The sequence below is a fragment of the Lawsonibacter faecis genome (genome assembly GCF_014287675.1).
GTDB classification, from domain to species: Bacteria; Bacillota; Clostridia; order Oscillospirales; family Oscillospiraceae; genus Pseudoflavonifractor; species Pseudoflavonifractor faecis.
The window spans coordinates 207,448-234,015 of record NZ_JACOPQ010000006.1; the positions used below are offsets into that span (position 1 = coordinate 207,448).

The 26,568-nt window shown below is 61.1% G+C and carries 13 protein-coding genes, 5 tRNA genes and 1 pseudogene; 10 read left to right on the plus strand and 9 right to left on the minus strand.

Annotated features, from left to right (window positions below):
• The first annotated feature begins 80 nt into the window (after positions 1 to 80).
• On the plus strand, positions 81 to 1,250 hold the full coding sequence (locus H8S62_RS09660) for a M20 family metallopeptidase (protein WP_243141779.1): 1,170 nt from the start codon (positions 81 to 83) through the stop codon (positions 1,248 to 1,250).
• Between the two features lie 92 nt (positions 1,251 to 1,342).
• Here the strand turns inward: H8S62_RS09660 and H8S62_RS09665 are convergent, their stop codons facing one another.
• The 7 genes from H8S62_RS09665 to H8S62_RS09695 all read right to left on the minus strand — a co-directional run bounded on the left by H8S62_RS09665 (position 1,343) and on the right by H8S62_RS09695 (position 11,398).
• On the minus strand, positions 1,343 to 4,207 hold the full coding sequence (locus H8S62_RS09665) for an ATP-binding protein (RefSeq protein WP_341481040.1): 2,865 nt from the start codon (positions 4,205 to 4,207) through the stop codon (positions 1,343 to 1,345).
• A 907-nt stretch (positions 4,208 to 5,114) separates the two neighbouring features.
• Positions 5,115 to 6,827: a phosphoenolpyruvate--protein phosphotransferase gene (gene ptsP, locus H8S62_RS09670; protein ID WP_186919133.1), complete on the minus strand. Its 1,713-nt coding sequence runs from the start codon at positions 6,825 to 6,827 to the stop codon at positions 5,115 to 5,117.
• A gap of 70 nt (positions 6,828 to 6,897) precedes the next feature.
• Positions 6,898 to 7,164: an HPr family phosphocarrier protein gene (locus H8S62_RS09675; protein ID WP_155147394.1), complete on the minus strand. Its 267-nt coding sequence runs from the start codon at positions 7,162 to 7,164 to the stop codon at positions 6,898 to 6,900.
• A gap of 25 nt (positions 7,165 to 7,189) precedes the next feature.
• Positions 7,190 to 9,115 (minus strand): PTS fructose transporter subunit IIABC, encoded by a 1,926-nt coding sequence (locus H8S62_RS09680; RefSeq protein WP_186919134.1) that lies wholly within the window; start codon positions 9,113 to 9,115, stop codon positions 7,190 to 7,192.
• A 33-nt stretch (positions 9,116 to 9,148) separates the two neighbouring features.
• Complete coding sequence (locus H8S62_RS09685) at positions 9,149 to 9,610, minus strand: PTS sugar transporter subunit IIA (protein WP_155147398.1); 462 nt, start codon at positions 9,608 to 9,610, stop codon at positions 9,149 to 9,151.
• A 130-nt stretch (positions 9,611 to 9,740) separates the two neighbouring features.
• Entirely contained in the window at positions 9,741 to 10,649 is a 909-nt protein-coding gene (gene pfkB / locus H8S62_RS09690; protein ID WP_186919135.1) for a 1-phosphofructokinase, read from the minus strand.
• Positions 10,646 to 11,398: a DeoR/GlpR family DNA-binding transcription regulator gene (locus H8S62_RS09695; RefSeq protein ID WP_186919136.1), complete on the minus strand. Its 753-nt coding sequence runs from the start codon at positions 11,396 to 11,398 to the stop codon at positions 10,646 to 10,648. The genes pfkB and H8S62_RS09695 overlap by 4 nt, the downstream gene beginning before the upstream one ends.
• 343 nt (positions 11,399 to 11,741) lie before the next feature.
• On the opposite strand from H8S62_RS09695, the gene H8S62_RS09700 reads away from it, so the two are divergent.
• The gene (locus tag H8S62_RS09700; RefSeq protein ID WP_186919137.1) at positions 11,742 to 12,311 is read left to right on the plus strand and encodes a hypothetical protein; all 570 of its coding nucleotides are present in this window, start codon (positions 11,742 to 11,744) and stop codon (positions 12,309 to 12,311) included.
• A gap of 94 nt (positions 12,312 to 12,405) precedes the next feature.
• Positions 12,406 to 12,759, plus strand: coding sequence for an arsenate reductase family protein (locus H8S62_RS09705; protein ID WP_186919138.1), 354 nt, complete (start codon positions 12,406 to 12,408; stop codon positions 12,757 to 12,759).
• 91 nt (positions 12,760 to 12,850) lie between these two features.
• On the opposite strand, the pseudogene H8S62_RS18055 reads toward H8S62_RS09705, so the two are convergent.
• Positions 12,851 to 13,300, minus strand: a pseudogene (locus H8S62_RS18055) (EFR1 family ferrodoxin); the annotation flags it as partial.
• Between the two features lie 519 nt (positions 13,301 to 13,819).
• Between H8S62_RS18055 and H8S62_RS09715 the strand changes: the two are divergent.
• From H8S62_RS09715 to H8S62_RS09745, 7 genes are all read left to right on the plus strand, one after another.
• A tRNA-Gly gene (locus tag H8S62_RS09715) sits at positions 13,820 to 13,893 on the plus strand.
• Positions 13,894 to 13,896: 3 nt separating this feature from the next.
• Positions 13,897 to 13,973, plus strand: a tRNA-Arg gene (locus tag H8S62_RS09720).
• 173 nt (positions 13,974 to 14,146) lie between these two features.
• Positions 14,147 to 14,222 (plus strand) — tRNA-His (locus H8S62_RS09725).
• Positions 14,223 to 14,287: 65 nt separating this feature from the next.
• A tRNA-Gln gene (locus tag H8S62_RS09730) sits at positions 14,288 to 14,362 on the plus strand.
• Positions 14,363 to 14,421: 59 nt separating this feature from the next.
• Positions 14,422 to 14,497: transfer RNA gene (locus H8S62_RS09735), tRNA-Lys, on the plus strand.
• A gap of 1,177 nt (positions 14,498 to 15,674) precedes the next feature.
• A complete protein-coding gene (locus H8S62_RS09740) occupies positions 15,675 to 23,792 on the plus strand; it encodes an FN3 associated domain-containing protein (protein WP_186919140.1) in 8,118 nt (2,705 codons plus the stop codon).
• A gap of 73 nt (positions 23,793 to 23,865) precedes the next feature.
• The gene (locus H8S62_RS09745; RefSeq protein WP_155147411.1) at positions 23,866 to 25,125 is read left to right on the plus strand and encodes a YibE/F family protein; all 1,260 of its coding nucleotides are present in this window, start codon (positions 23,866 to 23,868) and stop codon (positions 25,123 to 25,125) included.
• A 315-nt stretch (positions 25,126 to 25,440) separates the two neighbouring features.
• Here the strand turns inward: H8S62_RS09745 and H8S62_RS09750 are convergent, their stop codons facing one another.
• On the minus strand, positions 25,441 to 26,457 hold the full coding sequence (locus tag H8S62_RS09750) for a LacI family DNA-binding transcriptional regulator (protein ID WP_155147413.1): 1,017 nt from the start codon (positions 26,455 to 26,457) through the stop codon (positions 25,441 to 25,443).
• Positions 26,458 to 26,568: the final 111 nt, after the last annotated feature.

Here is a 26,568-nt window from a genome sequence, read left to right on the forward strand (position 1 = left end):
CCTCCCCCTTTCCAACGGCAGATGGAAGTATTATAATACCATCCATAGCAATGAGCAAGCAGGAGAAAGGGGATTTTCCAATGCTTCTGGACGACGCAAAGGCCCTCGCGGGGGAGATAAAGGCGTTTAAGGACGATTTACACCGCCATCCTGAGCTCTCGTTTCAGGAAACGCGCACAACCGGGGCCATTTCATCGAAATTGGCGCCATTGGGCGTGGAATTAATCGATTTGGGCATGGAAACCGGCGTTGTGGCCCTTCTGAGAGGCAGTAAGCCCGGAAAAACCGTGGCCTTGCGGGCGGACATCGACGCCATTGCCCAGCAGGAGCCGGAAGGTCCCTGCTCCTCCGAGGTCCCGGGTATTATGCACGCCTGCGGCCACGATTTCCACACCGCCGGGCTCTACGGCGCGGCCCGGCTCCTGGCGGCGCGGCGGGAGGCGCTGGCGGGGGACGTGGTATTTCTCTTCCAGTGCGCCGAGGAGATTACCCGGGGGGCGGCGGCCATGGTCGCCCACGGCCTCTGGGAGAAGCTGCCCCGGAAGCCGGACTGCCTCTTCGGTTTTCACAACCGTCCCGAGCTGCCGCGGGGCCGGGTGGCCGTCCTCCCGGGGCCGATTATGGCGGGCAAGTGCCACTTTGAGCTGACGCTCCACGGCAGGGCGGGCCACGGCGGCTCCCCCCACAAGTGCGTGGACGTAATCGTCCCGGCGGCCGCCATCGTCCAGGCCGTCCAGACCATCGTCAGCAGAAGCACGGACCCGCTGGAGAGCCTGGTGTGCGCGGTGTGCTCCATCCACGCGGGCACGGCGGAGAATTTTGTCCCCGATACACTCACCATGACGGGGAGCATCCGCGCCCACTCGGACGGGGTCATCGCCCATGCCCGGGAGCGGATTGAGGCCATCACACGGGGCGTCTGCGCCGCCCACGGCTGCACCTGCGAGGTGCGGTTCATCCCCCAGGTGCCCGTGACCTGGAACGGACCGGAGATGACGAAATTGGCGCAAAAGGCCGCGGAAGCGGTAGTCGGGGCGGAGAATGTGGCGCAGCCCCGTCCCGACTTGGGCAGCGAGGATTTCGCGGTTTTCGGCCGGGACGTGCCCGCCTTCTTCTACTGGGTGGGCTCCGGCTTTCCCGGTCAGCATAACCCCTGCTGGCACAACGAGGGCTTCCGCACCGACGACGGAGCGCTCCCCATCGCAGCCGCGCTGCTGGCCCAGTCGGCGCTGACCGCGCTGGAGGGGTAACGGGCGTCTCGTAAACCGGCCCGGGGACAGAGCGGGAGCTGGAAAGGGCTGCGGATACCGGTCTGGTATCCGCAGCCCTTTTCTAGTAGCTCCTATAAGTACCTCTGCAGCTCCTGCAGCAGGGCCTGCATATCCACCGGCTTGGTGAGGTAGCCGTTCATCCCGGCCTCCCCGGCCTGGCGGCGGTCCTCCTCAAAGGCGTTGGCCGTCATGGCGATAATGGGGACGGTGCGCGCGTCGGGCCGGGGCAGCTCCCGAATGGCGCGGGTGGCGGCCAGGCCGTCCATCACCGGCATGCGGATATCCATCAAAATGGCGAGGTACCGCCCGCGCTCGCTGTCCGCAAAGGCGCGCAGGGCCTGTTCGCCGTTCTCCGCCGTATCCACCGTAAGTCCCTGGAGCTCCAGCAGCGTGACGGCGATTTCCAGGTTGAGGGCGTTGTCCTCCGCCAGCAGGACCCGTCTGCCCGCAAGCGGCGAGGTCCCTGCCGGGGCGGCGGCTGATGGGGCCCCGGAAAGCTCCTCCCCGGCGGGCAGGAAGGGCAGCAGCACGGTAAAGGCGCTCCCCCTCCCCCGCGTGCTCTCCACGCCGACGCTGCCCCCCATAAGCTCGGTCAGGCTGGATACAATGGCCAGCCCCAGGCCGCTGCCCACGTTGTTGCGGGCGGCGTCGGGCGACTCCTGCTCGAAGGGGCGGAATATCCGCTTCATAAACTCCGGCGACATCCCCACGCCGGTATCGCTGACCCGGAACTCCAGCCAGGTCCGCTCCCGGTCCCGGCGGGCCTCCCGGACGGTCAGCTCCACCTTTCCCCCCGGCGGAGTGAATTTGATGGCATTGGAGAGCAGATTGACCAGAATCTGATTCAGGCGGAGGGCGTCTCCCACGTAGCGGGCCGCCAGGGGGCCCTCCCGCCGGATCTTAAGGCCCATGCTCCGGGTCAGGGCCTGGGGGGTGTGGACCGCCTCCAGGGCTTCCAGAAACTCCTCCAGACAGAAGGGGGCCTCCACAATATTGAGCTTGCCCTGTTCGATTTTCGCCATGTCCAGGATATCCCCCAGGAGGGAGAGGAGATAGCGCGAGGAGGCGTCGATCTTCTCCAGGCATCCGCGCACCCGCTGGGGGTCCTCCACCGTCTGGTGGGCGACGGCGGTCATGCCGATGATGGCGTTCATTGGAGTGCGGATATCGTGGCTCATGCGGGAGAGGAAGTCGGACTTGGCGCTGCTGGCGGACTTGGCGGCGGCCAGGGCGTCCCGGAGGAGCTGCTCCTGCCGGGCCTTCTCCGAGCGCTGCTCGTCCAGCAGCCGCAGGAGAACCACCGCCAGCACGTCGCTGCCGAAGGGGTTATCCACATGGATGGCGTGGGCGGAGATCCAGTGGCAGGCCCCGTCGTCCCCCAGCTCCCGCATCTCCATATAGAGCTCGTTCTCCCCCCGGCGGAAGCGCTCCAGCATGGCACAGCGCTGGAAGATGCTCTCAAACTGCTCCCGTTGGGAGGCGTCAATTCGCGCCGAGGAGCGGGCCACCACGTCGTCGACGGCGCCCCTGGGGCTGGGCCTCATGATGAAGTCCCCGTCAATGACGGTCTCATAGGTGTTGCGGGTCAGGTTCACGTTCATAATGACGGGGTAGGCGGTGCAGATTGCGGCCCGCAGGGAGCGGTTCTCCATAATCTGCACCTGCTCCCGCTCCCGCTGGAGGCGGCGGATCTCGCTGACGTCGGTAAAGACGGCCTGAATGACCTCCTCCCCGTCCGCATTGATGAGCCGCTCCATAATAACGTTAATCCAGAGGGTTGAGCCGTCCTTGCGCCGCCCCTCCCGCGTGTAGGACGCCGCGCCGCCCCCGAGCCTGAGCGCGTCCGCGATACGGTGGATGCGCGTCTCGTCCTGGTCCTTCACCAGGCGGAAGGGGTCCGAGGCGATGGCGAAGTACTCCTCCCGGGTGTAGCCGTAGATCTCCCAGGCCATGCGGTTGGCGTTGATGAGGGTATGGCTCTCGTCGGTGGCGAACTGGATAATCCCGCAGGGCACGGTGTCGTACAGCGCGGAGAGGAACTCCGCCTGACGCCGGGCCTCCCGGTTGGATTTTTCCACTTGGAGCTCCTGCTCCTTGCGCTGGGTAATATCCGAGATGAAGCAGTAGACCACCTCCTCGCCGTCCTCGTCCCGGACCCGGCGGCCCAGATCCTGGACCCAGAAGACGCTGCCGTCCCGCCGCCGGACGCGGTACTCCGCCGTGTAGGCGTTCCCGCGGCGGAAGGCCTCGTCCACCTGGACGCACATGGGGCCGTAGTCCTCGGCCTGGATGAAGCCCCGGCAGCAGTTGCCCGTGTCGGCGGCGTACTCATCGGCGCAGCCGTACCCCAGCATCCGGCAGAGACCGTCGCTAATCCATTTGGTGGTGAAGGCGGCATCATAGTAGCAGATCTGCATTCCGCCGGGAAGGCGGGAGAGCATCAGCTCAATCTCCCGGTCCTTCCGGGAGAGGGAACTCTCCAGGGACCGGCAGGCCTCACGGGCCGCATGGATGGGGAAGAGCTCGTCGGGCTGAATCTCCCCAAAGGGGATGGAATTGTGGATATGCACCGTCCGAAGCCCCGCATCCGTCCTGCGAAAGATGAAGGTGACGCGCTGGCGGGCCCTCATATAGACGGGCAGCTCCGGCAGCGTCTCCAGCAGGCTCTCCCCCTCGCAGAGGATGCAGTTCCCGTCCAGGGGCAGGACCACGTACCGCTCCCCCCACATCCGGCAGGGGGCCAGATCCCCCCGGCCGTCCCGGAAGGCTTTGGCCACCGCCTCGCTCCCCTCGGCCCGCTGGTTCTCACCGCCGCCCAGCCAGACGATCTCCGGGTCGAAGGTAGAGATTAAAAATTCCACGTCGCAGTCGCAGAAGTACCGCCGCAGAATCTTGTCCGCGAACGAGACGACCTCTCCCCGCTCAGTATCCGTCACGGTCATTCACCTCCCAAATATATTTCACTGACGCTTATCTTCTCCTGATTGGCCACTCCTATTTTTCAGTAGGAAAATTATCTTTTATATCAACGATCACGAATTTTCCAAGATCGAGTTTTTTCGCCTGTTTACCGCAAATACACTTCCACAATCTTTTTATCGATTGATAGTTTCCCAGTCCGGCCCAATGTCTGTCTCAGCCGTTTTTTTGGGGCGGATATCCAATACGCCCCGCCAGTCTCTGTGTCGATATGGTTTCCGAAATTCCCGTTCTTTTTTCGGAATATACGTCCGTTAAAGTACACTGTCCTGCCGGTTTTGGAGCTTTTTATTCTCCCAATCCATGCGGGGCCGTCATCCGAATATCCACTCTTAAGCTCTATATATCTAATATGCTCGTAATCCGGCATGGCGCTTTTATCCCCCTTGCTACCCGGTCCATATTTCTCCGTGTCGATACCCCGCCGTCGCTTTGCCCACCTGCGCATCCCGCTCGTTTTATCCGCTTCTCCAGCGAAACGGCCAGATGATTTATCATTATACGCCCTCGGCCGCTTCCGGTCTACTTGATTCTGACGGTTTGCGAAAATCGGCGCTGACGGGGTGAACATGAGGCCGGTCCCGGAGTCCGGCGGCTGACGGACAAAAGGTATCCTCCCCAGAGCAAGCCTCGCAGAGTTCCGTCGTCCGCAGACGGCGGAATCAAGTGAATGTCCGTCATTTCTGGGGGACATGAGCCTCAGAGACACTTCTCATGACGGATAGAGCGACTTTTTCTCAGAAAATCGTGCCCCATCCGTCATGCAGCCTTCTGTCAAAGAAGCCCCTCGGGGCTTCTTTGACAAGCTGGAACAAAAGGAACCCGGAGGGCCGTGCGGCCCTCCGGGTTCCTTTTGTCCCAATTTTACAAACCGCCCATAATCCGCTCCTTCAGCAGGGCGCGGACCTCCGCTTCGGTGGAGAGGACCAGCGCCTGGGCGGCCAGGGCGTCCGCGTCCGCCTTGCTCCAGCGGGAGATGCGCCTGCGGGTGGCCAGCACCGACGCGGCGCCGACAGAAAACTCATCCAGCCCGAAGGAGAGCAGCAGCGGGATGAGGAGCGGATCGGCGGCGGCCTCGCCGCACATCCCCACGGGGATGCCCGCCTCGGCGCCGCTGCGGATGACGGCGCGGATGGAGCGGAGCACCGCCGGGTTCAGCGGCGAGTAGAGATAAGCCACCCTGGCGTTGCCCCGGTCCACGGCCATGGTGTACTGGATAAGGTCGTTGGTGCCGATGGAGAAGAAATCGGCCTCCCGGGCCAGCAGATCGGCAATCAGGGCGGCGGCGGGGGTCTCGATCATCACGCCCAGCTTCACGTCCCTGTCGTAGGGGACACCCTCCCCGTCCAGCTCCCTCTTCAGCTCCTCCAGCAGGGCACGGGCGGAACGCAGCTCGTCCACGCAGGTGATCAGGGGGAGCATAATCTTCACTCTGCCGAAGGCGGAGGCGCGGAGCAGGGCCCTGAGCTGGGCGCGGAAAACGTCTGTGCGCTCCAGACAGTAGCGCACCGCCCGGAAGCCCAGAAAGGGGTTCTCCTCCTTCTCCAGCCCCAGGTAGGGGATATCCTTGTCTCCGCCCACGTCCAGGGTGCGGATGACGGCCTCCCGGCCCTCCAGCCGCGCGGCCACGTCCCGGTAGACCTGGAACTGTTCCTCCTCCGTGGGGAGGGCGGCGCGGTCCATAAAGAGGAACTCCGTGCGGAAGAGGCCCACGCCCTCGGCGGTGGCCTCCAGAGCGGCGTTCACATCTCCGGGGCCGCCGATATTGCAGTACAGGTCCACCTTCACGCCGTCCGCGGTCAGGGTGGGCTTGCCCCGCAGCTCCGCCAGGGCCGCCTTCTCCTCCGCCAGAGCAAGGCGGCGGCGCTCGTACTCCGCGAGGACGGCGGCGTCCGGGTCGGGGAGTACGGTCCCCTCTCCCCCGTCCACCACCACGCTCCCGCCCTCTTGGAGGAGGGTGGTGATATGGGGCACGGAGAGCACGGCGGGCAGCTCCATGGTGCGGGCCAGGATGGCGGAGTGGGAGGTGAAGCCCCCCACCTCGGTGACGATGGCGGCCACGTTCTCCCGGACAATGCCGGCGGTCATGGAGGGAGTGAAGTCCCGGGCCACCAGGACGCTGCCCGGGGGCACGCTGCCCAGGTCCACCGCCGTCCGGCCCAGCAGGATGGCGAGAAGCCGGTTTTTGAGGTCCTCCACGTCGCTGGCGCGCTGGCGCATCAGCTCGTCCTCCATGGCGGAGAACATACCGATGTAGAGCCCGCAGACAGCGTCCACCGCCGCCTCGGCGCACTGACCGCTGTCGATGGCCTCGTTCATCTGGCCGGTCATGAAGGGGTCGGAGATCATCATCACCTGGCCGGTTAGGATCTCCGCCTGCCTCTCCCCCACCCGGGCCTTCATGGTCTCAGCCAGGGCGGAGGTCTTTTGCGTGAATTCCGCCACGGCGGCGGAGAGGCGGGACTTTTCCGCGTCGGTCCCCGCGAAGACCGCGCCGGAAAAGTCCAGGTCGGGCTCCACCAGCAAAACGGCCTTTCCGATGCCAATCCCCTCGGACGCCGCAATTCCTTGGTACATAGCGATTCCTCCTTTGATTGGGTGAAGTGCCCCGGCGCGCGCACGGCTTTCCCAAACAGGCAGGCGGGTATTACTCCTCGCCCAGGCCGGACTTGACCATCCCGGCGGCCTCGGCCAGCATGGCCTCCTCGTCCTCGCCGGAGCAGCGGATTTCGATCTCCGCGCCCTGCTTCATGCAGGCGGCCATGACGTTCATGATGCTCTTGCCGTCGATCTCCCTGCCGTTGTACACGATGGTGATGTCGGACTTGTACTTGCCCATCGCCTGGACGAAGATGCCCGCGGGACGCATATGGAACCCGGCCTTGTTGATGACCGTAAGCTTTTCACTGACCATTTTATCATACCTCCAAAGGACAGAATCAGACTTTTTTCTTCTTGAGCAGCGCCAGCAGAATCATGCCCACCACGGAGCCGACGGCCAGTGCCAGCAGATAGAACAGGACGTTGTGCATCACGGGGAAGACGAAGATGCCGCCGTGGGGCGCGGGCAGGGTGCAGCCGAAGGCCATGGACAGTCCGCCGGCCACCGCCGAGCCCGCAATGCAGGCGGGCAGGACCCGCAGGGGGTCGGACGCGGCAAAGGGAATCGCGCCCTCAGTGATGAAGCACAGGCCCATGATATAGTTGACGAAGCCGCTCTTCCGCTCGTCGGGGGTAAAGCGGTTTTTAAAGAAGGTGCAGCAAAGGGCGATGGCGATGGGAGGCACCATGCCGCCGATCATGACGGCGGCCATGATGTCGGACCCGCCGGTGGCCGCCATGGCGGTGAGGGTGGAGGTGCCGAAGACGTAGGCCGCCTTATTGAAGGGGCCGCCCATGTCGATGGCCATCATACCGGCCACCACGATGCCCAGGAGAATCTTGCTCCCCTCGCCCATAGCCTCCAGGCCGCTGTAGAGCGCGGTGTTCAGCATGCCGATAAAGGGGTTGATGGCGCACATGAACAGGCCGATGATGAGCAGGCCGGCCAGCGGGTAGAGCAGAACCGGCTTGATGCCCTCCAGCGCCTTGGGCAGCCCGGAGAGGAGCTTGCGCAGGCCCAGCATTAAATAGCCCGCGGCAAAGCCTGCGATCAGCGCCCCCAGGAAGCCGGCGGAGACGGCGGTGCCGCCGGGGCTTACGAAGGTAGCGCCCGAGACGGCCAGCGCGCCGCCCACGAAGCCCACCATCAGGCCCGGCCGGTCGGCAATGGCCATTGCAATGTAGCCGGAGAGGATGGGAAGCATAAACCCGAAGGCCACGCCGCCCACGGTCTTGAACCAGGCGGCGACAGGGGTGTTGGTGCCGAAGGTGTCGTATCCCAGGCTGGGGTCGTCCAGCAGGAAGGCCAGGGCAATCAGAATGCCGCCGCCGATGACGAAGGGGAGCATATGGCTGACGCCGTTCATGAGCTGCTTATAGATCCTGCGGCCCACGCTCTCCTTCTCGCCCGCGTCGTCCCGGACCTCCGCGCCGTCGTGGCGGTAGATGGGGGCGGCGCCGTCGGCCACCTTCTGAATGAGCTCGGCGGGCTTGTTAATGCCGCTGGAGACGGAGACCCGCAGGACCTGCTTGCCGTTAAAGCGGGCAAGATCCACGTTCTTGTCGGCGGCGATGATCACGCCGTCGCAGGAGGCGATGTCCTCCCGGGTCAGGACGTTCTGGGCCCCGCCGGAGCCCTGGGTCTCCGCCTTGAGGGTGTGGCCCATCTCACGGGCGGTCTTCTCCAGGGCCTCGGCGGCCATATAGGTGTGGGCGATGCCGGTGGGGCAGGCGGTGACCGCCACAAAGAATTTCCCGGCGGCGGGCTGGGGCGCGGGGGCCTTCTCCCTCTTTTCCTCTGGGAAGACCTCGGTCTCCTCGGCGTCAATCGCGGCGAGGAACTCCTCCGGAGTTTTGGACGCCAGGAGCCGGGCGCGGAAGTCCTCGTGCATGAGGAGCTTCATCAGCCGGGCCAGCATCTCCAGGTGGACGTCCGCGCCGGTCCGGGGGGCTGCGATCATGAAGAAGAGGTTGGAGGGCTTGCCGTCGGGGGCTCCGTAGTCCACCCCGGCGGGGACGGTCATAGCCGCCAGGCCGGGCCGCGCCACGGCGGCGCTCTTGGCGTGGGGCACGGCGATGCCCTCGCCGACGGCGGTGGTCCCCTGAGCCTCACGGGCCAGGATATCGGCCTTGTAATCCGCCACGCCGGTCAGATTGCCCTCCCTCTCCTGGAGCCCGGCCAGAAGGTCGATGGCGGCGGCTTTGTCGGCCGGCGCGGCGTTCAGCAGGATGCCGTCCGCCTGGAGCAGGTCAGTGATACGCATAATCCCTCATCCATCCTTTCCGAATATGGGCGGTTATTTGGCCTCCGCGTCCCGGAGGAGCCGGAGGAACTCGGCGGAGCTTCTGGCGTCGATAAGACGCTCGGTCAGCCCCACGTTCTTCATCAGGAGCATGAGCAGGCTGGAGAGCATCTCCAGGTAGGCGCCGGGGTCGTTCTCAGGCCCCACCAGCAGGAAGATGAGGCGGGAGAGGGTGCCGTCGCCTGCGCCGAAGTCCACGCCGGCCGGGACGGTCATCACCGCGATGCCCCGGCCCGTCACGCCGCGGCTCTTGGCGTGGGGAATCGCCACGCCGTGGGGCAGGGCCGTGGTGCCCTGGGCTTCCCGGGCCAGCACGTCGGCCTGGCAGAGGGCCGCGTCGGTCAGTACGCCGAAGCGGTCCGGTCCGGCCACCAGCATACGGACTGCCTCCTCCTTATTGGCTACGGAGGCGCTGAGAAGAATGCCGTCCTCGGTCAGCAGGTCGGTGATTCGCATAATAAATCTTCCTTTCTTATTTCAGTTTTGGTTTCTGTTCAAAAGGCCTTTTGCGATGCGGCCCGGTACTCTAACCCCCCGCCCCGGCATACGCGCAGGGGCCCCTCCCTTTCCGGGACGGGCTTTGGATTCACAGTGTCTCCAGCACGGCCTCCACCTGACTGCGGGTGGCCAGGGCCGCCGAGAAGGCGGTTGCCCCGCCGGCGGCGGCGCCCAGGCGCAGGGCCGCCCGATAGTCCCCGGTGCGCTGGAACCCGGCCAGGAAGCCCGCCACCATGGAGTCCCCCGCGCCCACGGAGTTCACCAGCTCGCCCCTGGCGGCCGCCTGGCGGATGCACCGGCCGTCCTCGGTGACCAGCAGGGCCCCCGCTCCGGCCATGGAGACCAGCACATTGCGGGCCCCCTTCTCCTGCAGCGCCCGGGCGCAGGCGCGGATGCCGGCCGTGTCGGCGCTGTCCAGGACGGTGCCGCACATCTCGGAGAGCTCCTCGTGGTTGGGCTTGACGAGGAAGGGGCGGTAGCGCAGCACATTGAGCAGCAGCTCCCCCGTGGCGTCCACCACGAAGCGGACGCCGCGGCCCTCCAGCCGGGCCAGGATGCGCTCGTACACATCGTCGGGCAGGGTGGCGGGAATGCTGCCCGCCAGGACCAGGGTGTCCCCCTCCCGCAGCTTCTCCAGCTTGCCGTAGAGGGTCTCCAGGGCGTCGGGCGTAATGTCGGGCCCCTGGCCGTTGATCTCGGTCTCTCCGTCCAGCTTGAGCTTGACGTTGATGCGGCTCATACCGCCGGGGAGCGTGATGAAGTCGCTCGCCACCCCCAGCTCGGTGAGCCACGCGCGGATGGTCTCCCCGGTAAAGCCGGCCAGAAAGCCCAGAGCCCTGGACTCCACCCCCAGGTTGTGGAGCACGATGGAGACGTTAATCCCCTTGCCGCCGCAGCGCAGCTCCTCCCGGGTGGTGCGGTTGGTCGCGCCCAGCTCGAAGCTGTCCAGATAGACCGCGTAGTCCAGCGCGGGGTTAAAGGTCACAGTATAGATCACAGGTCCGCCACCTCCTTGATGATAGTAAAGGAGCGGTAGCTCTCGTCGGCGAGACGGTCGGTGATGATGCAGTTCTTCTCCAGCGCGGCGAAGGTCACCGGGGCCACCACGCCGAACTTGCTGTGGTCGGCCAGCACATAGGCCATGTAGGACCGGGCCACCGCCTCCGCCTTGAGCATGGCCTCCTCCGCGTCCGGAGTGGTAAAGCCAGCCTCGGGCGAAACGCCATTGGTGCCCAGGAAGCACTTTGTAAAATTGTAGCGCTGGAGGCTCTTGCAGGCCACCGCGCCCACCACCGCATCGGTGGCGGCTTTGAACGCTCCGCCCAGGATGTAGGTCTTCAGCCCCCTCCGGGCAAGCCGCTGGGCGTGGCCGAAGCCGTTGGTGACAAAGGAGGCCCGGCTCTCCCCCAGTGCGTCGATGAGCCGCTCGGTGGTGGTGCCCGCGTCGATATAGACGAAGTCGTCGTCCTTGATAAGAGAGGCCGCGTAAACGCCGATGGCGGTCTTCTCCTCCATATTGCGGGTGGATTTGGTGGTCATGTCATCCTCAGCGGCGGAGAAGGTGCCCGTTAGGGCGGTGGCCCCGCCGTGGACCTTGTTCAGCCGCCCCAACTCATGCAGGGCGTTCAAATCCCGCCGGACGGTGGCCTCGGAGGCGCCCAGGGCCTGGGTAAGCTCAGTGACCGTGACCGCCTTCTTCTGGGCCAGTATGTTCAATATCTGTTGGTAGCGCTCCTGGGTCAGCATGCGGCAACGCTCCTTTTTGATTGATTTTGATTTTTTATGATTTAAATATACCACCCGCGCCCCTCAGTGTCAAGCATTTTCAATCAAATATTTGCATTTATTTTCCGCTATTTGAGTGGTTGTGATTGATTTCATTTGTTCCATGCTATTAATTGACTTTTATCGGCGCGAGTCATACTATTGTTATATCTTCCGCGCTGGGCATACAGGTTCGGCAGGTCTTGCCGATGGCAGCGAAACCCGGCGGCGTTCCGGCAAAATAAGACAAAATTATACGTGTTTTGATACTATACTGTACTGAGACGCTCTCATTAGACAAAAACAGACATAAGGAGTGCGCGCTATGAATGAGTTGGAAACCATGCGCAGGGCGCAGCAGTATATTGAGCAGCTCGCCCAGGGGATTGACCCCCTTACCGGGCAGGAGATGAGCGAGGACGCGGTCCTCAACCAGCCGCGGCTGGTCCGCTGCTTTTTCTACGTGGCCGGGGTACTGAAGGAGAACGCCGACCGCCTGGAGCGGAGCGACCGGACCCGGACTAAAAAGCCGGAATTTTACCTCACGCCGGAGGAGCGCTCCTCCATAGCTGTCTCTGCCGCTCCGGTCACGGTGAGCATCCTCGTCCAGGCCATCAACGAGGCGGTGGGAGGCGGCGAGACCCGCAAAAAGCTCCCCACCACGGCGGTCACGGCCTGGCTGGTGGAGAAGGGCTTCCTCAAGGAGCTGGAGACCGCCCCCGGCAAGCGGCGGAAGGCGGTCACTCCCCTGGCCGTCACCATCGGCATTTTGGAGGAGGAGCGGCAGGGTCAGTACGGAATCTACAACTCCATCCTCTACACGGCAGATGCGCAGAACTTCATTCTGGACAATATGCAGGACATACTGGATCTACGGGCCGCCAGCCGCGAGTGACGGTTGCCATCGGGGGCGGTTTCGGCTATCATATGTCTGGTCGGGCGCACGCCGCGCCATAGTAGTATTACCGATTTACAGAGGAGGCCATACCATGCTCTTTGTCTGCTATCCCAAATGCACCACCTGCCAGAAAGCCCGCTCTTGGCTGGACAGCCGGGGCGTCACATATGATTTCCGCGATATCAAGCAGGAGAACCCCACCCGGCAGGAGCTGGAGGACTGGTACCGCAAAAGCGGCCTGCCCCTCAAGCGCTTTTTCAATACCAGCGGCCTGCTCTACAAGTCCCTTGAGCTGAAGGACAAGCTTCCCGGTATGAGCGAGGCCGAGCAGCTGGACCTTCTCGCCACCGACGGCATGCTGGTCAAGCGCCCCCTGGCCGTGGGCGACGAATTTGTGCTGGTGGGCTTCCGGGAGGCCGAGTGGGCCGAGCGCTTCGGGGCATAGGCGCGTCTTCCGGCGGGAACGCCCGCCGGTTAAAGCGGTCAGGTTATGAAAAAAAGGGGGGTATGCGGCGCATCCCCCCCTTAGTTTGCATTTATTCGTCGGTGCCGATGTAGTGGCGGTGTCGTCCCCTGGAGTTGGATTTGTACTCGATTGCCTCCGTGGGACAGCCGGCGATGTAGGCCATGCAGTGGGTGCAGTTCCCCTTCCAAACCGGCCTGCCGTCTGCGTATTCAATGTTATTCAGCGGGCACCTCCGAGTGCATTTCTCGCAGGAGACGCACTCCTCAGAGACCGTGAACCCCTTGTCGCGGACATAGAGCGCGTAAAACAGTGGATTGACCGGGCCGCTCTGCAGCCTGTCCTTCAGCGTTACCGGCACTTCCTCCAGGACGGCACCCGTCCTGATCTGCTCCGCAAGCGCTGAGACGCGTGGCCCCGCACGCTCCACTTTCGCCCGGCACTCCGCCTCGCCGGGCGTGGGGAACATCGCCACATAGTTCTCGGGCATGAACACCGGGGCAAGCCCGCAAAAGCGGAAACGCTTCCGTGCGCAGGGGTTTTTTTAATAGGCCGCGGCATTCCCGCAGCTTCCGTCGCAGGTCAGGACAAAATAGGCGTCGCGGCTGCCCTTAAACTGCGCTTCCATTATCCAGCGCTCCACCACCCTGGGCATTCTCCAGCAATATGCCGGAGCAACAAATACCAGAGGCCATTCCGATTGGAACGCCGCCCTTTCCCACGCTCTCATATGCCGGTTGGTAGTATCTCCGGCCTGATCCGGCAGGAGCGGGTTTACCTGTGGCAGAGCACGAGTAAGAGCTGGAAAGATGATAACAACCCGTATAGGTAGAAACAGCAAGCCCGCAGGCGATATATTGCCTGCGGGCTTGCCGCCTAATATGTCGTTGCCGCTTCATTTGCCGGTTCGTTTGCCAACCGTTCAACCTTCATCCATATAATTACAAAGGATAATGCTTCCGTTTTTCCTCTTGACAAGCTCTAATCCGTTGTGGTAGAATAATTTTCGCTGATTAGTCATCGGCACGTATACACTTCCCATGCGGGTGTAGTTCAATGGTAGAATCCCAGCCTTCCAAGCTGGTCGCGTGGGTTCGATTCCCATCACCCGCTCCATACGCGCCTGTAGCTCAGGTGGATAGAGCAACTGCCTTCTAAGCAGTGGGTCAGGGGTTCGAGTCCCTTCAGGCGTGCCAGTACCTTGAAGCGTACCACGTTGAAAAGCCTGATGGTCACCAAAGTCTCAAGCCGCTTACGCGAATCAGGCTTCGCCTCCGGTTTGCCTTCTTCGGAAGGGACTTTGAGCGGCCAACGTGCCGCCGGCAGTTCGCTCAAACTTCAGGCGGGTCAGGTTCCGCAGCCTCATATGGTGGATGTAGTTCAGTTGGTAGAGCACTGGATTGTGGTTCCAGGTGTCGCGGGTTCGAGTCCCGTCATCCACCCCATACGTTCTTAAGGCGGAAGGGCCGGAGCGTCCGCTCCGGCCCTTCGCTCTTTGAAAGCGCAATGATGGGGTGTAGCCAAGTGGTAAGGCACGGGACTTTGACTCCCGCATCCGCTGGTTCGAGTCCAGCCATCCCAGCCAGTAAAAACAACGCGCACGATGCATAAGCACCGTGTTTTGCGTGCATATAAACAGTATATGACCTAGTAGCTCAGTTGGTAGAGCAACGCCCTTTTAAGGCGAAGGTCCGGGGTTCGAGTCCCCGCTGGGTCACCAACATTGTGTACCAAAATAGATGCCGACTGGGGAAACCCAGTCGGCATCAGGCTTTGCGGGGTTTTGATACCCCCAAATCTCACCTTTTTTTCAGTAGATATTTTTACCCCGTTTTAGGGCAAAACAGGACTCGAACTCTCACAGGCGATATTGAGAACAAAGTAAGCAGCAATGATTAGACCTGCAAATATTTTCTTAATCTTCTGCAAATAGTGCTTTCATATACAGGTATCTTGCTGAATGCAACTATACAAAGAGAAGAGACCACATTTTGTGGTCTCTTCTCTTTACCTTTATCGTACATACAGTTAAATAGTTTTATACAAAAAAGCGGTCATATGTACTTTAAAATTTGGGCGATATGGATGTATAATTGAATTGCAAGTTTAAGTCGCTGCAATGAACGAGAGGATAAGAATATTGGCGAGGGGCATGCCCCTCGCCCGTTGGTGGGACCCCACCAACGGGGACGGAAAGGGTGGTTTTATTGAAAGTACATCTGAAAAAGGCCCTGGCATTTTTCCTGACCCTGGCGATGTGCCTGTCGCTGTTGCCCTCGGGGGCGTGGGCGGTGGAAGACGGGTCTATTCTGGTCGCAGGATGGACATGGACGGCACACCCTTTTGGCGAGTACGGAACGACAGCAACATCAGCTCCTGCAACCGAACAGCAGCAGGGTGTAAATGCAATATTTACGTACTCCAACATATTAAATAGTACAAGTACAACATTTAAAGATGCTTCTATAGCAACAAACAACTGGCAAAGCGGCAGCGAGTATTGGCAAATCGCATTGGATACTACGGGTTACACCGAATTGGCTCTAACTTTTTCAGCATACGGATCCAATACAGGCCCCAAAGAATTTCAGGTCCAAATTAGTAATGACGGAGAAAACTTTTTTAATGTCACTGATGGTGATTATGTTCTAAAGTCGTCTGTACCTACATCGCCGCTAAAAACAAGCCTGCCTCTTGTCTCCCCCGGCGATATCTCTAATATCGACAATACTGCTACAGCGTATATTAGGTTCCAAAACACCAGCACTGTATCAGTCAACGATAAGGTTACAGCCAGCACCGGTACATCTCGCCTATACAATATTAGAATAAATGGAATACCCAACAGCACCAGTCCTTCAACCGTCGCTAGGCCCACCGCTAAGCCCACCAGCGGGATGGAGTTGATCAAAGGCGATAACGTGGAACTGAGCTGTGCTACGCAGGGTGCAACGATTCACTATACCACCGACGGTACAGAGCCTACCGAAAGCAGCGCCAAATATACCGACGCCATTGTTCTCAATGTCGTAGGCGAAACCACCGTCAAGGCCATCGCCTACAAGGACAGCGAAGCCAGCGACGTGCTGACCGCGACTTACACGGTGGCTGCGGCGGCCGACGTTGTGGTCGTTCCCGCGCCGGGCGCCTATCAGCTAGACGACCTTGCAGGTGGCGTGACCCTGTCCTGTGAAACTCCGAGCGCGGAGATCTGGTATACGACAGACGGCACCGACCCAAGTGCAGATGGCGGCACGAGCATAAAATACACTGACAAGGTTGAAATCACCGAGCTGCCTGCCACCATCAAGGCCGTCGCTATAAACGGCGGAGATGCGACCGATGTCTTTACTTTTACCTATCGGGAAAAAATGGAGACGAACGCCGGCAAGGGCCCGGTAGTCATCTATCATGTCTATGGCGGCGGCGGAAATAGCGGCGCCACCTACAAAAACGACTTTGTGGTGTTAAAGAACATCTCTGATCAGGACGTGGATATCTCAGGTTGGTCATTGCAGTACTGCGCCTCCAGTAATGTTTCCGCAATGTCCAATATCTTCGAGTTCCCAAATGGCTCTGTAGTGAAAGCTGGAAAATATTTTGTTATTAAAGGTGCGGCAGGCACCGGCGGTACCGAGGATCTGCCTCGGTTCGATGCGACCTTGGGTCTAAACCTGTCCGGCAGCGCAGGGCAACTGGCCCTATGCAGGGATACCACGCCTGTTCCCGCCAGTGAGGGAGACCAGAGCGAAGTAGGCAACCTGGCTGACTTCATCGGCTTCGGCGCTGCGAAGCGCTGGCTGGGTACCGCCCCCACAAAGGCGCTCTCCAACACCACCTCCGCCCTGCGTACTTCGGTGCATTTCGGTGCGGGCTATATCCCCAATAACAGTGCCGACTATAATGTAAGCATCAAAGCCGACGAAAACTGCTTCGACTACTTAAGCGCCCTGCGGGTAACGGCCACGCCAGACTCCGGCCGCGTCGATAAGGGCGACATAGTGACCCTCGGCAGCACGGCGGATGACGGAAGCATCTACTATACCGTCTCCACCGACGGCTCCGAACCCGCCGACCCCACGGCGGAGAGCACCCCTTACACTGAGCCCATCACCATCAGCGCCGACACGGTGATCGTCAAGGCCATCGTGGTGAGCGGCGGGGAGGCCAGCGGAGTCTTCACCTTCACCTACGACAGCATGGCCCCCACCACCATCGCTGAGGCCCGGGCCGCCGTACCCGGTGGCCCCAACAGCGGCAACCAGTCCACCACGACCAGGGTCTGCACCACGGGCGTGGTCACCTTCTCCGACGGACGCAATGTCTCCATCCAGGATAACTCCGGAGAGAACGGCGCTCCCTGCGGCATCGGCATCGACTTCGGTACAAACGGTGCGGCCACCAGTGCAGACGTCACGGTAGGCAAGGTGGTGACCGTCTCCGGCGCCTGGGGGCATTTCGGCAACTGGGTCCAGATCAAGGATCCCACGGTGGTGCAGGTCACCGACGGCACACTTCCCGCCCCTGTGGAGTTGACCGTCGCCGAGGCGAAGAAACCCCAGTACGAGTCGGTACGGGTCAAGCTCATCAACGTGACGCTGGGCGCCATCAACACCGGCGGCAACACGCCCATCACCAGTCCGGACGGAAAATCCACTCTGAATATCTACAGAATGCCCGCCCTCGGCAACGACATCTACGAGGGATTCCGGGTGGACGTGGTAGGCGTCATGGGTCTGTTCAACGACCCCCAGCTGCGGGTACATGCCAAGGAGGACATACAGACCGCCAGCGGCTTCACGCCCCCCACCGCTGTGGGTGCGATCTCCGCCGTCCCTGCCGCGGGGGCGAGGCTGGCCCCAGGCACCACCGTCACCTTTACCTGTCCCACCCCCGGCGTAGTGTTTACGTATAACACCGTGAGCGCCGATGCCGGTACCTGGAGCACCGGCAACACGTATACGGTCAAGGACACCGATGTGGGGGCCCTCACCCTCTATATCAAGGCCACCCGCAGTGATTTGACGGAGAGCACCGCCTCGTTCACCTATACAGTGGGCGCGGTCCCCATCCGCGAAATGCGCCTGGGACAGACAGGCGACTCCGCGCAGATCGCGGGCGTGGTCACCTGGGTGGCTGACGACCACAAAACCATCACCGTCCAGGACGAAACCGCCGCTATCCAGGTCTTCCTCAAGACCGCCAACGACACCGTCCGGGCGGGCGATATGGTCAAGACCTCCGCCGGCAAGCTGGCCACTTCCAACTACATCCTCCAACTCCAGGCCGACAGTCTGACCATTGAGAGCAGTGGAAACGACCTACCCACACCTTTCGCCATCGGAGCGGACACCCTCAGCGGAAAAAACATGAAGTTCCTGGAGTCTCAGCGGCTTACAGTTCCTGCCGTGCAGTACGTGGGCAGCGTTGAAGACGCCGGCACCTTTGCCGATGTCAACGGCACCGAGATCACGGTCCGGGGCATCTCTCGATCCGCCGGACTGACCTTGGGTACGTGGTATGATGTGACAGGTATCGTTCTCCCCAGTGTGGAGAAAAACGTCACCGACTTCGGCAACGGCAGCAGCAGGACCGACTATATCTACAGCTTCTATCTGCAAAGCCCCGACGCCTCTTGGTTCACCCCCGTCTCGATGCCTCAAGAACCTGCCCGCCGCTGGAACGTGGTGCAGTTCTCCGGCAGCAAGACGTTGGCGGCAGCGGACAATGCAAAGCAAGTGATTGCCGATGAGGGTGAAAACAAGGACGGCGCCCTGGCCACTGTCGCCCTCGGCAACTTCCTCAGCCAGTCCGGCGGGCATAACACGAGCAGCGGCTGGAACGATCCCGCGCAAAACATCCAGTTCCAATTCTCCACCAAGGGCTTCCAGGATCTGACCATCAGCGTAAATATGCGCGCTTCCGATGCCGGGCATCGGGACCTGAAATACCAGTACAGCACCGACGCGAACGATTGGACCGATCTGCCTGGCGGCGGCATCTGGATGGTGGACTCCGCAATGGCGAATATGTCACCCACCTTCAAGAATCTGGCCCTCCCGGCTGAACTGGAGAACCAGGATACGGTCTATCTGCGCGTCGTTGCGACCTCCACCGTGAAAGTAACGGGGGGAACGATCACCACCGGCGGCGCTGTGACCTATGCGGGCCTCATCATCAGCGGCGAAGAGATCCCCGACAATGATCTTGTTGACGCCTCTGTCGAACCCGGGGCTGTGGCGCTGGGCACAGAGGTGGCCCTTAGTAACACAGCGGACTCCACCATTCAGTACCGCGTTATCACGAACTCCACCCCTGCGCCTGACTACGCCGACTATACCGGCCCCATCACCCTCAGCGAGCTGTCCGCCACCATTCAGGCCAAGGCGGGGAACGCCCGTGTGCGCAGCTTTGCGTATACCCAGGCCAAGGTGGCGCCCGTGACAGCCAACTACTATAGCGGCAAGGTTGCCGCCGGCGCGGTCATCCGCCTCTCCTCCGCCACGGCGGGCGCGGCCATCACTTACGACCTCACCACCGGGGCGGGCACCGCGGGCGAGCGCACCCAGAGCGGGCTCGTTTACGACGCAGCAGCCGGCATTCCCGCGACCGCCGGAATGTTCCCCATCCACATTTCTGCCCACGCAGTAAAGAGCGGGTGGCTCCAGAGCGATACGCTGACTCTGGACTACACCGAGAAGGCTGCCGGCGCGGAACAGCTCTACTTCGGCCAGCTCCACTCTCACAACGCCGAATACTCCGACGGCGCGGGCACCCTGGCCGAGGCTCTGGCCTATGCTAAAAACTCCGGCACCGACTTCGTGGCCTTCACCGACCACTCCAACTATCTGGACGATGCGGATCACCTGGGTGCCATCGACGACGCCCACACTGGCAAGGTATCTCCCAAGGACAGCTCCAAGACCATGTGGGAGGTCTACAACGAGACCATTGACGCCGCCACTACGGATGACTTTATCGCCATTCCCGGCTATGAGATGACCTGGTCCAGCGGCCCGGGCCACATCAACACATTCAACTCCACCGGCTTTGTCTCCCGCAACAACGCCACGTTGAACAACAAGACCAACGATGCGGGGATGCAGGCCTACTACGGGCTGCTGACCGACAATCCCCAGACGATCTCCCAGTTCAACCACCCCGGCACCACCTTCGGCACCTTTGCCGATTTCGCCTACTATACCCCTGAGCGGGACGACGTCATCAACATGGTCGAGGTGGGCAACGGCGAGGGTCTGGTTGGTTCCAACGGCTACTTCCCCAGCTACCAGTACTATGACATGGCCCTCTCCAAGGGATGGCATCTGGCTCCCACTAACAACCAGGACAACCACAAGGGCGGCTGGGGCAACGCCAACACCTGCCGCAGCGTGGTGCTGACCGACGACTTCTCCAAAGAGGGCATCTTCCAGGCCATGCGTGACCGGGCCATCTATGCCACCGAGGATGAAAACCTGTCTATCCTATACACGCTCAACGGCTACAGCATGGGCTCCATCCTGCCGGAGGCCCCTGACGCACTGGATTTCAAGGTCGTGATCAGTGATCCTGACGGCGAGTCCCTGGGAACCATCTCCATCATTACCGAGGGCGGCCTGGAACTGGAAAAGGTCACCGACATCAAGGACAGCTCCTACACCTGGGAGGTCCACCTGGACAGCGTGGACTACGCCTACTACTATATCCGTGTGGTGGAGGCTGACAAGGATATCGCCGTCACTGCCCCTGTCTGGGCCACCGCGGTAAAAAAGATGGGCATCACCAGCCTTGCCAGCAACGCGGACACCGCCGTCAAGGGTGAGGAGATGCTCCTCACCACCAAGCTCTATAACTCCGAGGAGACCTCAGCCACGGTGGAGAGCGTCGAGTATACGCTCACCCGACTGGGCAACACCACCTCCCTGCTCAAGCTGACAGGGCCGGAGCTTGCCGGTGCAGGGCTCGCCACTCTGCCCAAGAACTCCAACCGCAGCCACCAGCTCAAGTTTACCCCCGACACCGTGGGTCTTCAGACGCTCACCGTTACCGTTGTGATGAATTTGGGCGGCGACGCCAGCTACACCTTTACCCAGAACCTGGAGCTGGAGGTACTTGACCCGAAGGAGATCGGCCATATCGCCATCGACGCGGGCCACAATAACTTCTATGTGTCCGGCGACTATGAGTCCAACGACACCAACTTTGCCCTCATGGCAGCCGGTAAGGGCTTGCAGGTCACACGTCTCACCGAGGCCATCACCTATGACGCCATTAAGGATATGGACTTGCTGGTGCTCACTGTACCCTATAAAGGTTTTGGCGATGGGGGCGGTGCGTACTATAGTGACGCCGAGCTGGACGCCATTGCCCGGTACGCCGGCGCGGGAGGCAGCATCCTTCTCACCTCCAAGTCCGACCGGGGCGACCCGACAAATGACGCCAGCGGAATCGCCAGTACCATCTCCAACGCAATCCTGTCAAAGCTGAACGCCAAGATGCGGGTGGGCCAGGGTATCGTCGTCGATCTGGACCCCGGCGTCCACGCCGCCACCGGCGGACAGGAGTCCTTCCGCCTCTTCTTCTCCGACGAGAAGTGCTTTAATGCCGACTCCTCTTTTACCGCCGGCATCCTGGATGGAAACATCGGCGACGGGTACAGCGCCTATAACGCCGCGCCCATCCTCTTGAATGGAGCCACGGCCCTGGTTTCGGGACACAGCACCACTTGGGCCACCCACTTTAGTGATTTGGATAATGATAATCCCTATCAGCCCAAGCCAAACGCGGAGGTAGTTGTACCCGCGGGGCAGGTGGTCGTGATGGGGACCGAGCAGCTCTCCGGCGGCGGTTTCCTTATTGTATCCGGCACCACCTTCTTTTCCAACAAGGAGATTGACTCCACCTCCGGCGACGATGTTCAGCGCTATGTCAACGCCGTCATCGCCGGCAATATTCTGGAGGAGAGCAAGCCCGCCCCGGAGATCACGAGCATCTCCCATGTACAGGACACCGTAACTGTACAGGAAGGCGAGAAATTCACCATCCAAGGCATCGCCACCTCCAACGCCTCCGGATTTGACCAGCGCACCGCCTTCTTCGACTGTATCTACGTGCAGGACGGGACCGGTGGCATCAACGTATTTCCCGTGGACGGCAATATACAGGCTGGCCAGACCGTCCAAATCACAGGCTATGTCAGCTCCTACCTGGGTGAGCGCCAGCTGCAGGCCCGCAGCGTCAAGGTCGTGGATAAGACGGTCTCTGCTTTGCCCGAGCCAAAGGCGCTCACCACCGCTCAGCTGGCCGCCGGCAACGACCTGGGCAGACTGGTCCAAGTATCCGGTGTCGTCACCCGAGTCGATATGAAGGAGGGTATGCCCGAGACCATCCTGGTCCGTGACGACAGCGGCGATGACTGCCGCGTGTTTATCGACGGCTACATCACCCCGGATAAGGCCATCGCCAACCTGGCCGTGGGCCGCAGCATCACCGCAACAGGCATGTCCTCCCACGATACGCTTGGCCCGCGTATGCGTGTCTCCGACCGGGCCAACATCATCTGCACCGTCGATTACCCCGCCCTCCCCAGTGGTGGCAGTGTGGCCATTATCGGACAGCCTGACGCCGGTTTCTGCGACTGGGCAGGCGCCGGGGACTGCGCGTTTATGATCGACGGCGTGTCCATCGGCGAGCCCAGCGTAGTCCTGAACCAGGACGGCACCGCCATCGTCGCAGACAAGGCCCTGGTCCCCGTCACCGGCACCCTGGCCTACAAGTCCGGCTTCATCGGCTTCTGGGAGGGCAACGCCTCAATGCAGGAGGGCAACTTCCTGGCCTTCCGCCTGACCCTGCCTGCAGGGAGCTTCTCCCCTGTCATCACCTTCGGTGGCAAGACTGTCACCGTCAAGGACGGATCGACCGACGGGCGCGACTACTTCGACTTCATTTACCGGGTGGACCAGGACGCGGCCGAGAGCTTCGACGTGACTATCGATTTGGACGGCGAGGGAACCGCCTACGCGCCCACCACCTACACCTTCGACCTCTCGAACCTCGTCTGTCAGGAAAAGGGCGGGTCCGATGATCCCGCCGTCAACACCGGCGGCACCGTCAGCAAGGTCATCCGGCCCAGCGCCGTCGTCGAGGGCGCTGATTCCGTCAAGGTGACCATCCCCACCTCCGGCGCGGCGCTCAACCAAGCCGCCGAGGAGAAGGTCATCTCCCTCAACGCGGAAAAGCCGGTCATCCTGGCCGGGGCCGGCCTGTCGGTCATCATTCCGGCGGGTACCCTGAAGCCGGGCGACGATGTAAACGCCATGCTTGTCAATCCCAAGGTCAAGGGCAACGCCATCCAAATCACCCACGCCGACGGCAGTACCTCCATCCTGCCCATGTCCATGGTCGGCGGAGGCAAGGCCGCTTATATCGCAGGCCAGACCGGCGCCTACGAGATCATCGATAACACCAAGGTATTCCCTGACGTGGATGAGGAGCATTGGGCCGCCGAGGCCATCGGATTCGTCACCGCAAACGAGTTCTTCAATGGTATGGGGGACGGCTCCTTCGGCCCGGCGGAGCCCATGACCCGCTCTATGGTGGTCACTGTCCTCTTCCGAATGGCCGGCCAACCCGGTAGCAGGATAGCCGCAGCGTTCTCCGATGTGCCTGAAAACAGTTGGTATGCCAAGGCCGCCAATTGGGCAGCGGAAAACGGTATCATGGAGGGTGACGGCAGAAGCTTTACTCCTGACGCCCCTGTAACGCGGGAGCAGCTCTGCACCGTTCTGGTCCGGTATCTGGATTATGCGGGCCTGATGCTGGGCGAGACTTCCGCACCCGGCCATTTTGCCGATGCTGACACCATCAGCCCGTGGGCAGCCGACGCGGTTGAGAGTGCACTTAAAGCCGGCCTGCTCACTGGTAAGCCCGGTGACCTCATCGATCCCCATGGCGAGGCCAGCCGCGCTGAGATCGCGACCGTCCTCCAGCGTTTTGTGGAGGGTATACTCAAGTAAACCTCACCATTCACGGAGCCGTCCGCCCGGCTGGCGGGCGGCTCCGCACTCTGTAAAGGCGGGATTGAGCCATATGACCAAGAAGAAAAAGATAAAGACGGGAAAGAAACAGGGTTCCGGACAACAGGCCGGCCTGCCGAACCGGCTGAAGGAACTTCTGCTACCGGGCCGCTTGCTGCGGCTGGGGATCGGCCTTCTCCTCTTGGCGGGCTTTCTCGCCGCGCTGGTACTGCTCAACCGGCCTGTGCCCGGCACGGTGCCCACCTCAGCCAGCCTGAAGACCTACGTGCCTGCGCGGGTGCTCTCCGTCCTCACAGATAACGCCCGGGCAAACGATTGGTCCGAGGGCCGCCGTATGGGCAGCCAGACCCTGGAGGTGGAGCTCCTGGGCGGAGAATACAAGGGTGAGCTTCTCACTGGCACCAACTTCATGAGCGCCTATGCCAACATCGAGGCCAAGGAGGGCACCCGCGTCATCGTCCGGTTGGATTATGATGAGAATGGCGAGCCATATATCGTCTCTTTTGTCAATTACGACCGGGGGCTCGTTATTTGCGGCTTTGTGCTGGTGTTTTCCCTGCTTCTGGTGGTCATCGGCGGGAAGAAGGGGTTAATGGCCTTACTGGGCCTTATCTTTACTGTGATCTGCCTGTGGTTTTTGCTTATTCCTCTACTTTTACGTGGAATACCGCCGATTCCGGCTACGGTCGGCTTTGTGGCGGTCTCCGCTGCGGCTTCTCTCCTGCTGCTCACAGGCTTTTCCCGCAAGACGCTCTGTGCGACGCTCGGCTGTGTGGGCGGCGTCGCCGCCGCCGGAATCTTTGCCGCAGTGGTCGGAACCCTGACACCGCTAAACGGCTTCAATATGTCTGAAGCGGAAGAATTGGTGCTCCGCGCCAGCGACCAGGGGCTCCACATCAGCAGTCTGCTTGTCTGCGGCGTCCTCATCGCCGCGCTGGGCGCAGTGATGGACGTCGCCATGTCCATTGCCTCCTCCTGCCATGAGCTGCACGCCCTCAACCCCGAACTGACCGCCCGGCAGCTCTTCCGCTCCGGCATGAACATCGGCAGGGACGCAATGGGTACCATGGCGAACACATTGATCCTGGCTTTTGCCGGTTCAGCCCTCAATATGCTGATTTTATTTCAGGCATATGACTATCCGTTCCTACAGATTATCAACAGCGACATGATGTCCATCGAAATTCTGCAGGGTATCGCCGGGTCTATTGGAATCATCTTAACGGTGCCACTGGTCGCATTTATCAGTGCCCATGTCCTTACATTAAAAAGAAAGCGTCCATGTGTTTATAAGCACGATTCGGCAAAGTAACTCTTAGTTCGACTCCCCGCTGGGTCAGCAACATTGTGTACCAAAATAGATGCCGACTGGGGAAACCCAGTCGGCATCAGGCTTTGCGGGGTTTTTATACCCCCAAATCTCACCTTTTTTTCAATAGATATTTTTCCCCCGTTTTTGAGCAAAACAGGACTCGAACTCCCACAGACGAATAAAGGAGCGCAGGCGGAGACCACACTGTTTTGTGGCCTCCGCCTGTCGCGATTTGATGCTCCCACGCCTCTACCAACTGTGATCCAGCAAGATATACCATCGCAATCCCACCCGAGCCACCAGGAGGCCTGCATTTCAGCGCTTGACCGCCACTGACTCCCGCTCCACCAGTGTGACATCGAGCACCAGGGATTCGGCGGGAGCGGCGGGGGCGCTCAGACGGCGGAAGAGGATATCTACCGAGAGACGCGCCTTCTCCTCCAGGTCCTGTGCAATGGTGGTGAGCTGAGGGGTCATCTGGCGGCAGATCATCAGATCGTCAAAGCCGATGATGGACATATCGTCCGGTATCCGTATGCCGGTGCTGCGCATCCCCTGGATCAGATAGGAGGCGATCTGGTCGCTGGTGACGAAGACGGCGGAGAACTTCTCCCGGAGCTGGGCCAGCCTCCGCCCCAGCTCCATGGTGTCCTCCGGTCGGACATCGGACTCCAGAACGAACTGATGCTCCGACCGAAAGGATATCCCATGCTGCTCCAGCTCGTCGCAGAACCCGGCAAAGCGGTGCTGCACCACGCCGGTGCGGAGGACCGGCGGGCTGACGAACGCGATGCTCCGGTGGCCGCAGGCAATGAGATGACGCGCGGCCAGCCTGCCGCCCTTGTAGTCGTCGATCCCCACGTTAGAGAGCTGCCGGACGCTGCTGTAGCTGTCGATAAAGACCATGGGGATGTCGGACGCGGCGCACATCTCCTCGATCTCGTCGTCAAACATACCGAGGAAGACCGCCCCGTCCACATTCCAGGTGCGCAGGCTCTGGGTGATGTCCTCACGGCACTTCATCATGTTCACCATGGTATAGTATCCACGCTTTTGTATTTTTTGGATGATGGTCCCCACCAGCGCGGCGTTGTGAGGGTTCTCCAGCGTGTTCTCATTCTCGGCGCCGCGCAGGATGATGGCAATGATATTCGCTCTGTTCTTCGCGAGGCTGCGGGCGGATGCATTGGGGACATATCCACGCCGCTCAATGATCTCACGGATGCGCTGAGCGTTCTCCTTTGACACCTTAGAGAGATTTCCATTCACCACGTTGGAGACGGTCATCACACTGACTCCAGCCTCTCGTGCAATATCTTTCAATGTGACCATTGCATCTCACGCTCCGTAGGTTTATTATTAAACTTAATCATAAACGCATTTTAGTGGAAATGCAACTATAAATTTTATATTTTACTTCTTTATTTAGCAAGTTATAATAGT

Coding starts and splice junctions, on each gene's coding strand:
- ptsP (WP_186919133.1), bottom strand. CDS start 6,827: ATGTACCAAGGAATTGCGGCGTCCGAGGGGATTGGCATCGGAAAGGCC.
- H8S62_RS09700 (WP_186919137.1), top strand. CDS start 11,742: ATGAATGAGTTGGAAACCATGCGCAGGGCGCAGCAGTATATTGAGCAG.
- H8S62_RS09675 (WP_155147394.1), bottom strand. CDS start 7,164: ATGGTCAGTGAAAAGCTTACGGTCATCAACAAGGCCGGGTTCCATATG.
- H8S62_RS09745 (WP_155147411.1), top strand. CDS start 23,866: ATGACCAAGAAGAAAAAGATAAAGACGGGAAAGAAACAGGGTTCCGGA.
- H8S62_RS09705 (WP_186919138.1), top strand. CDS start 12,406: ATGCTCTTTGTCTGCTATCCCAAATGCACCACCTGCCAGAAAGCCCGC.
- H8S62_RS09740 (WP_186919140.1), top strand. CDS start 15,675: ATGGAGTTGATCAAAGGCGATAACGTGGAACTGAGCTGTGCTACGCAG.
- H8S62_RS09680 (WP_186919134.1), bottom strand. CDS start 9,115: ATGCGTATCACTGACCTGCTCCAGGCGGACGGCATCCTGCTGAACGCC.
- H8S62_RS09695 (WP_186919136.1), bottom strand. CDS start 11,398: ATGCTGACCCAGGAGCGCTACCAACAGATATTGAACATACTGGCCCAG.
- H8S62_RS09660 (WP_243141779.1), top strand. CDS start 81: ATGCTTCTGGACGACGCAAAGGCCCTCGCGGGGGAGATAAAGGCGTTT.
- H8S62_RS09750 (WP_155147413.1), bottom strand. CDS start 26,457: ATGGTCACATTGAAAGATATTGCACGAGAGGCTGGAGTCAGTGTGATG.
- H8S62_RS09685 (WP_155147398.1), bottom strand. CDS start 9,610: ATGCGAATCACCGACCTGCTGACCGAGGACGGCATTCTTCTCAGCGCC.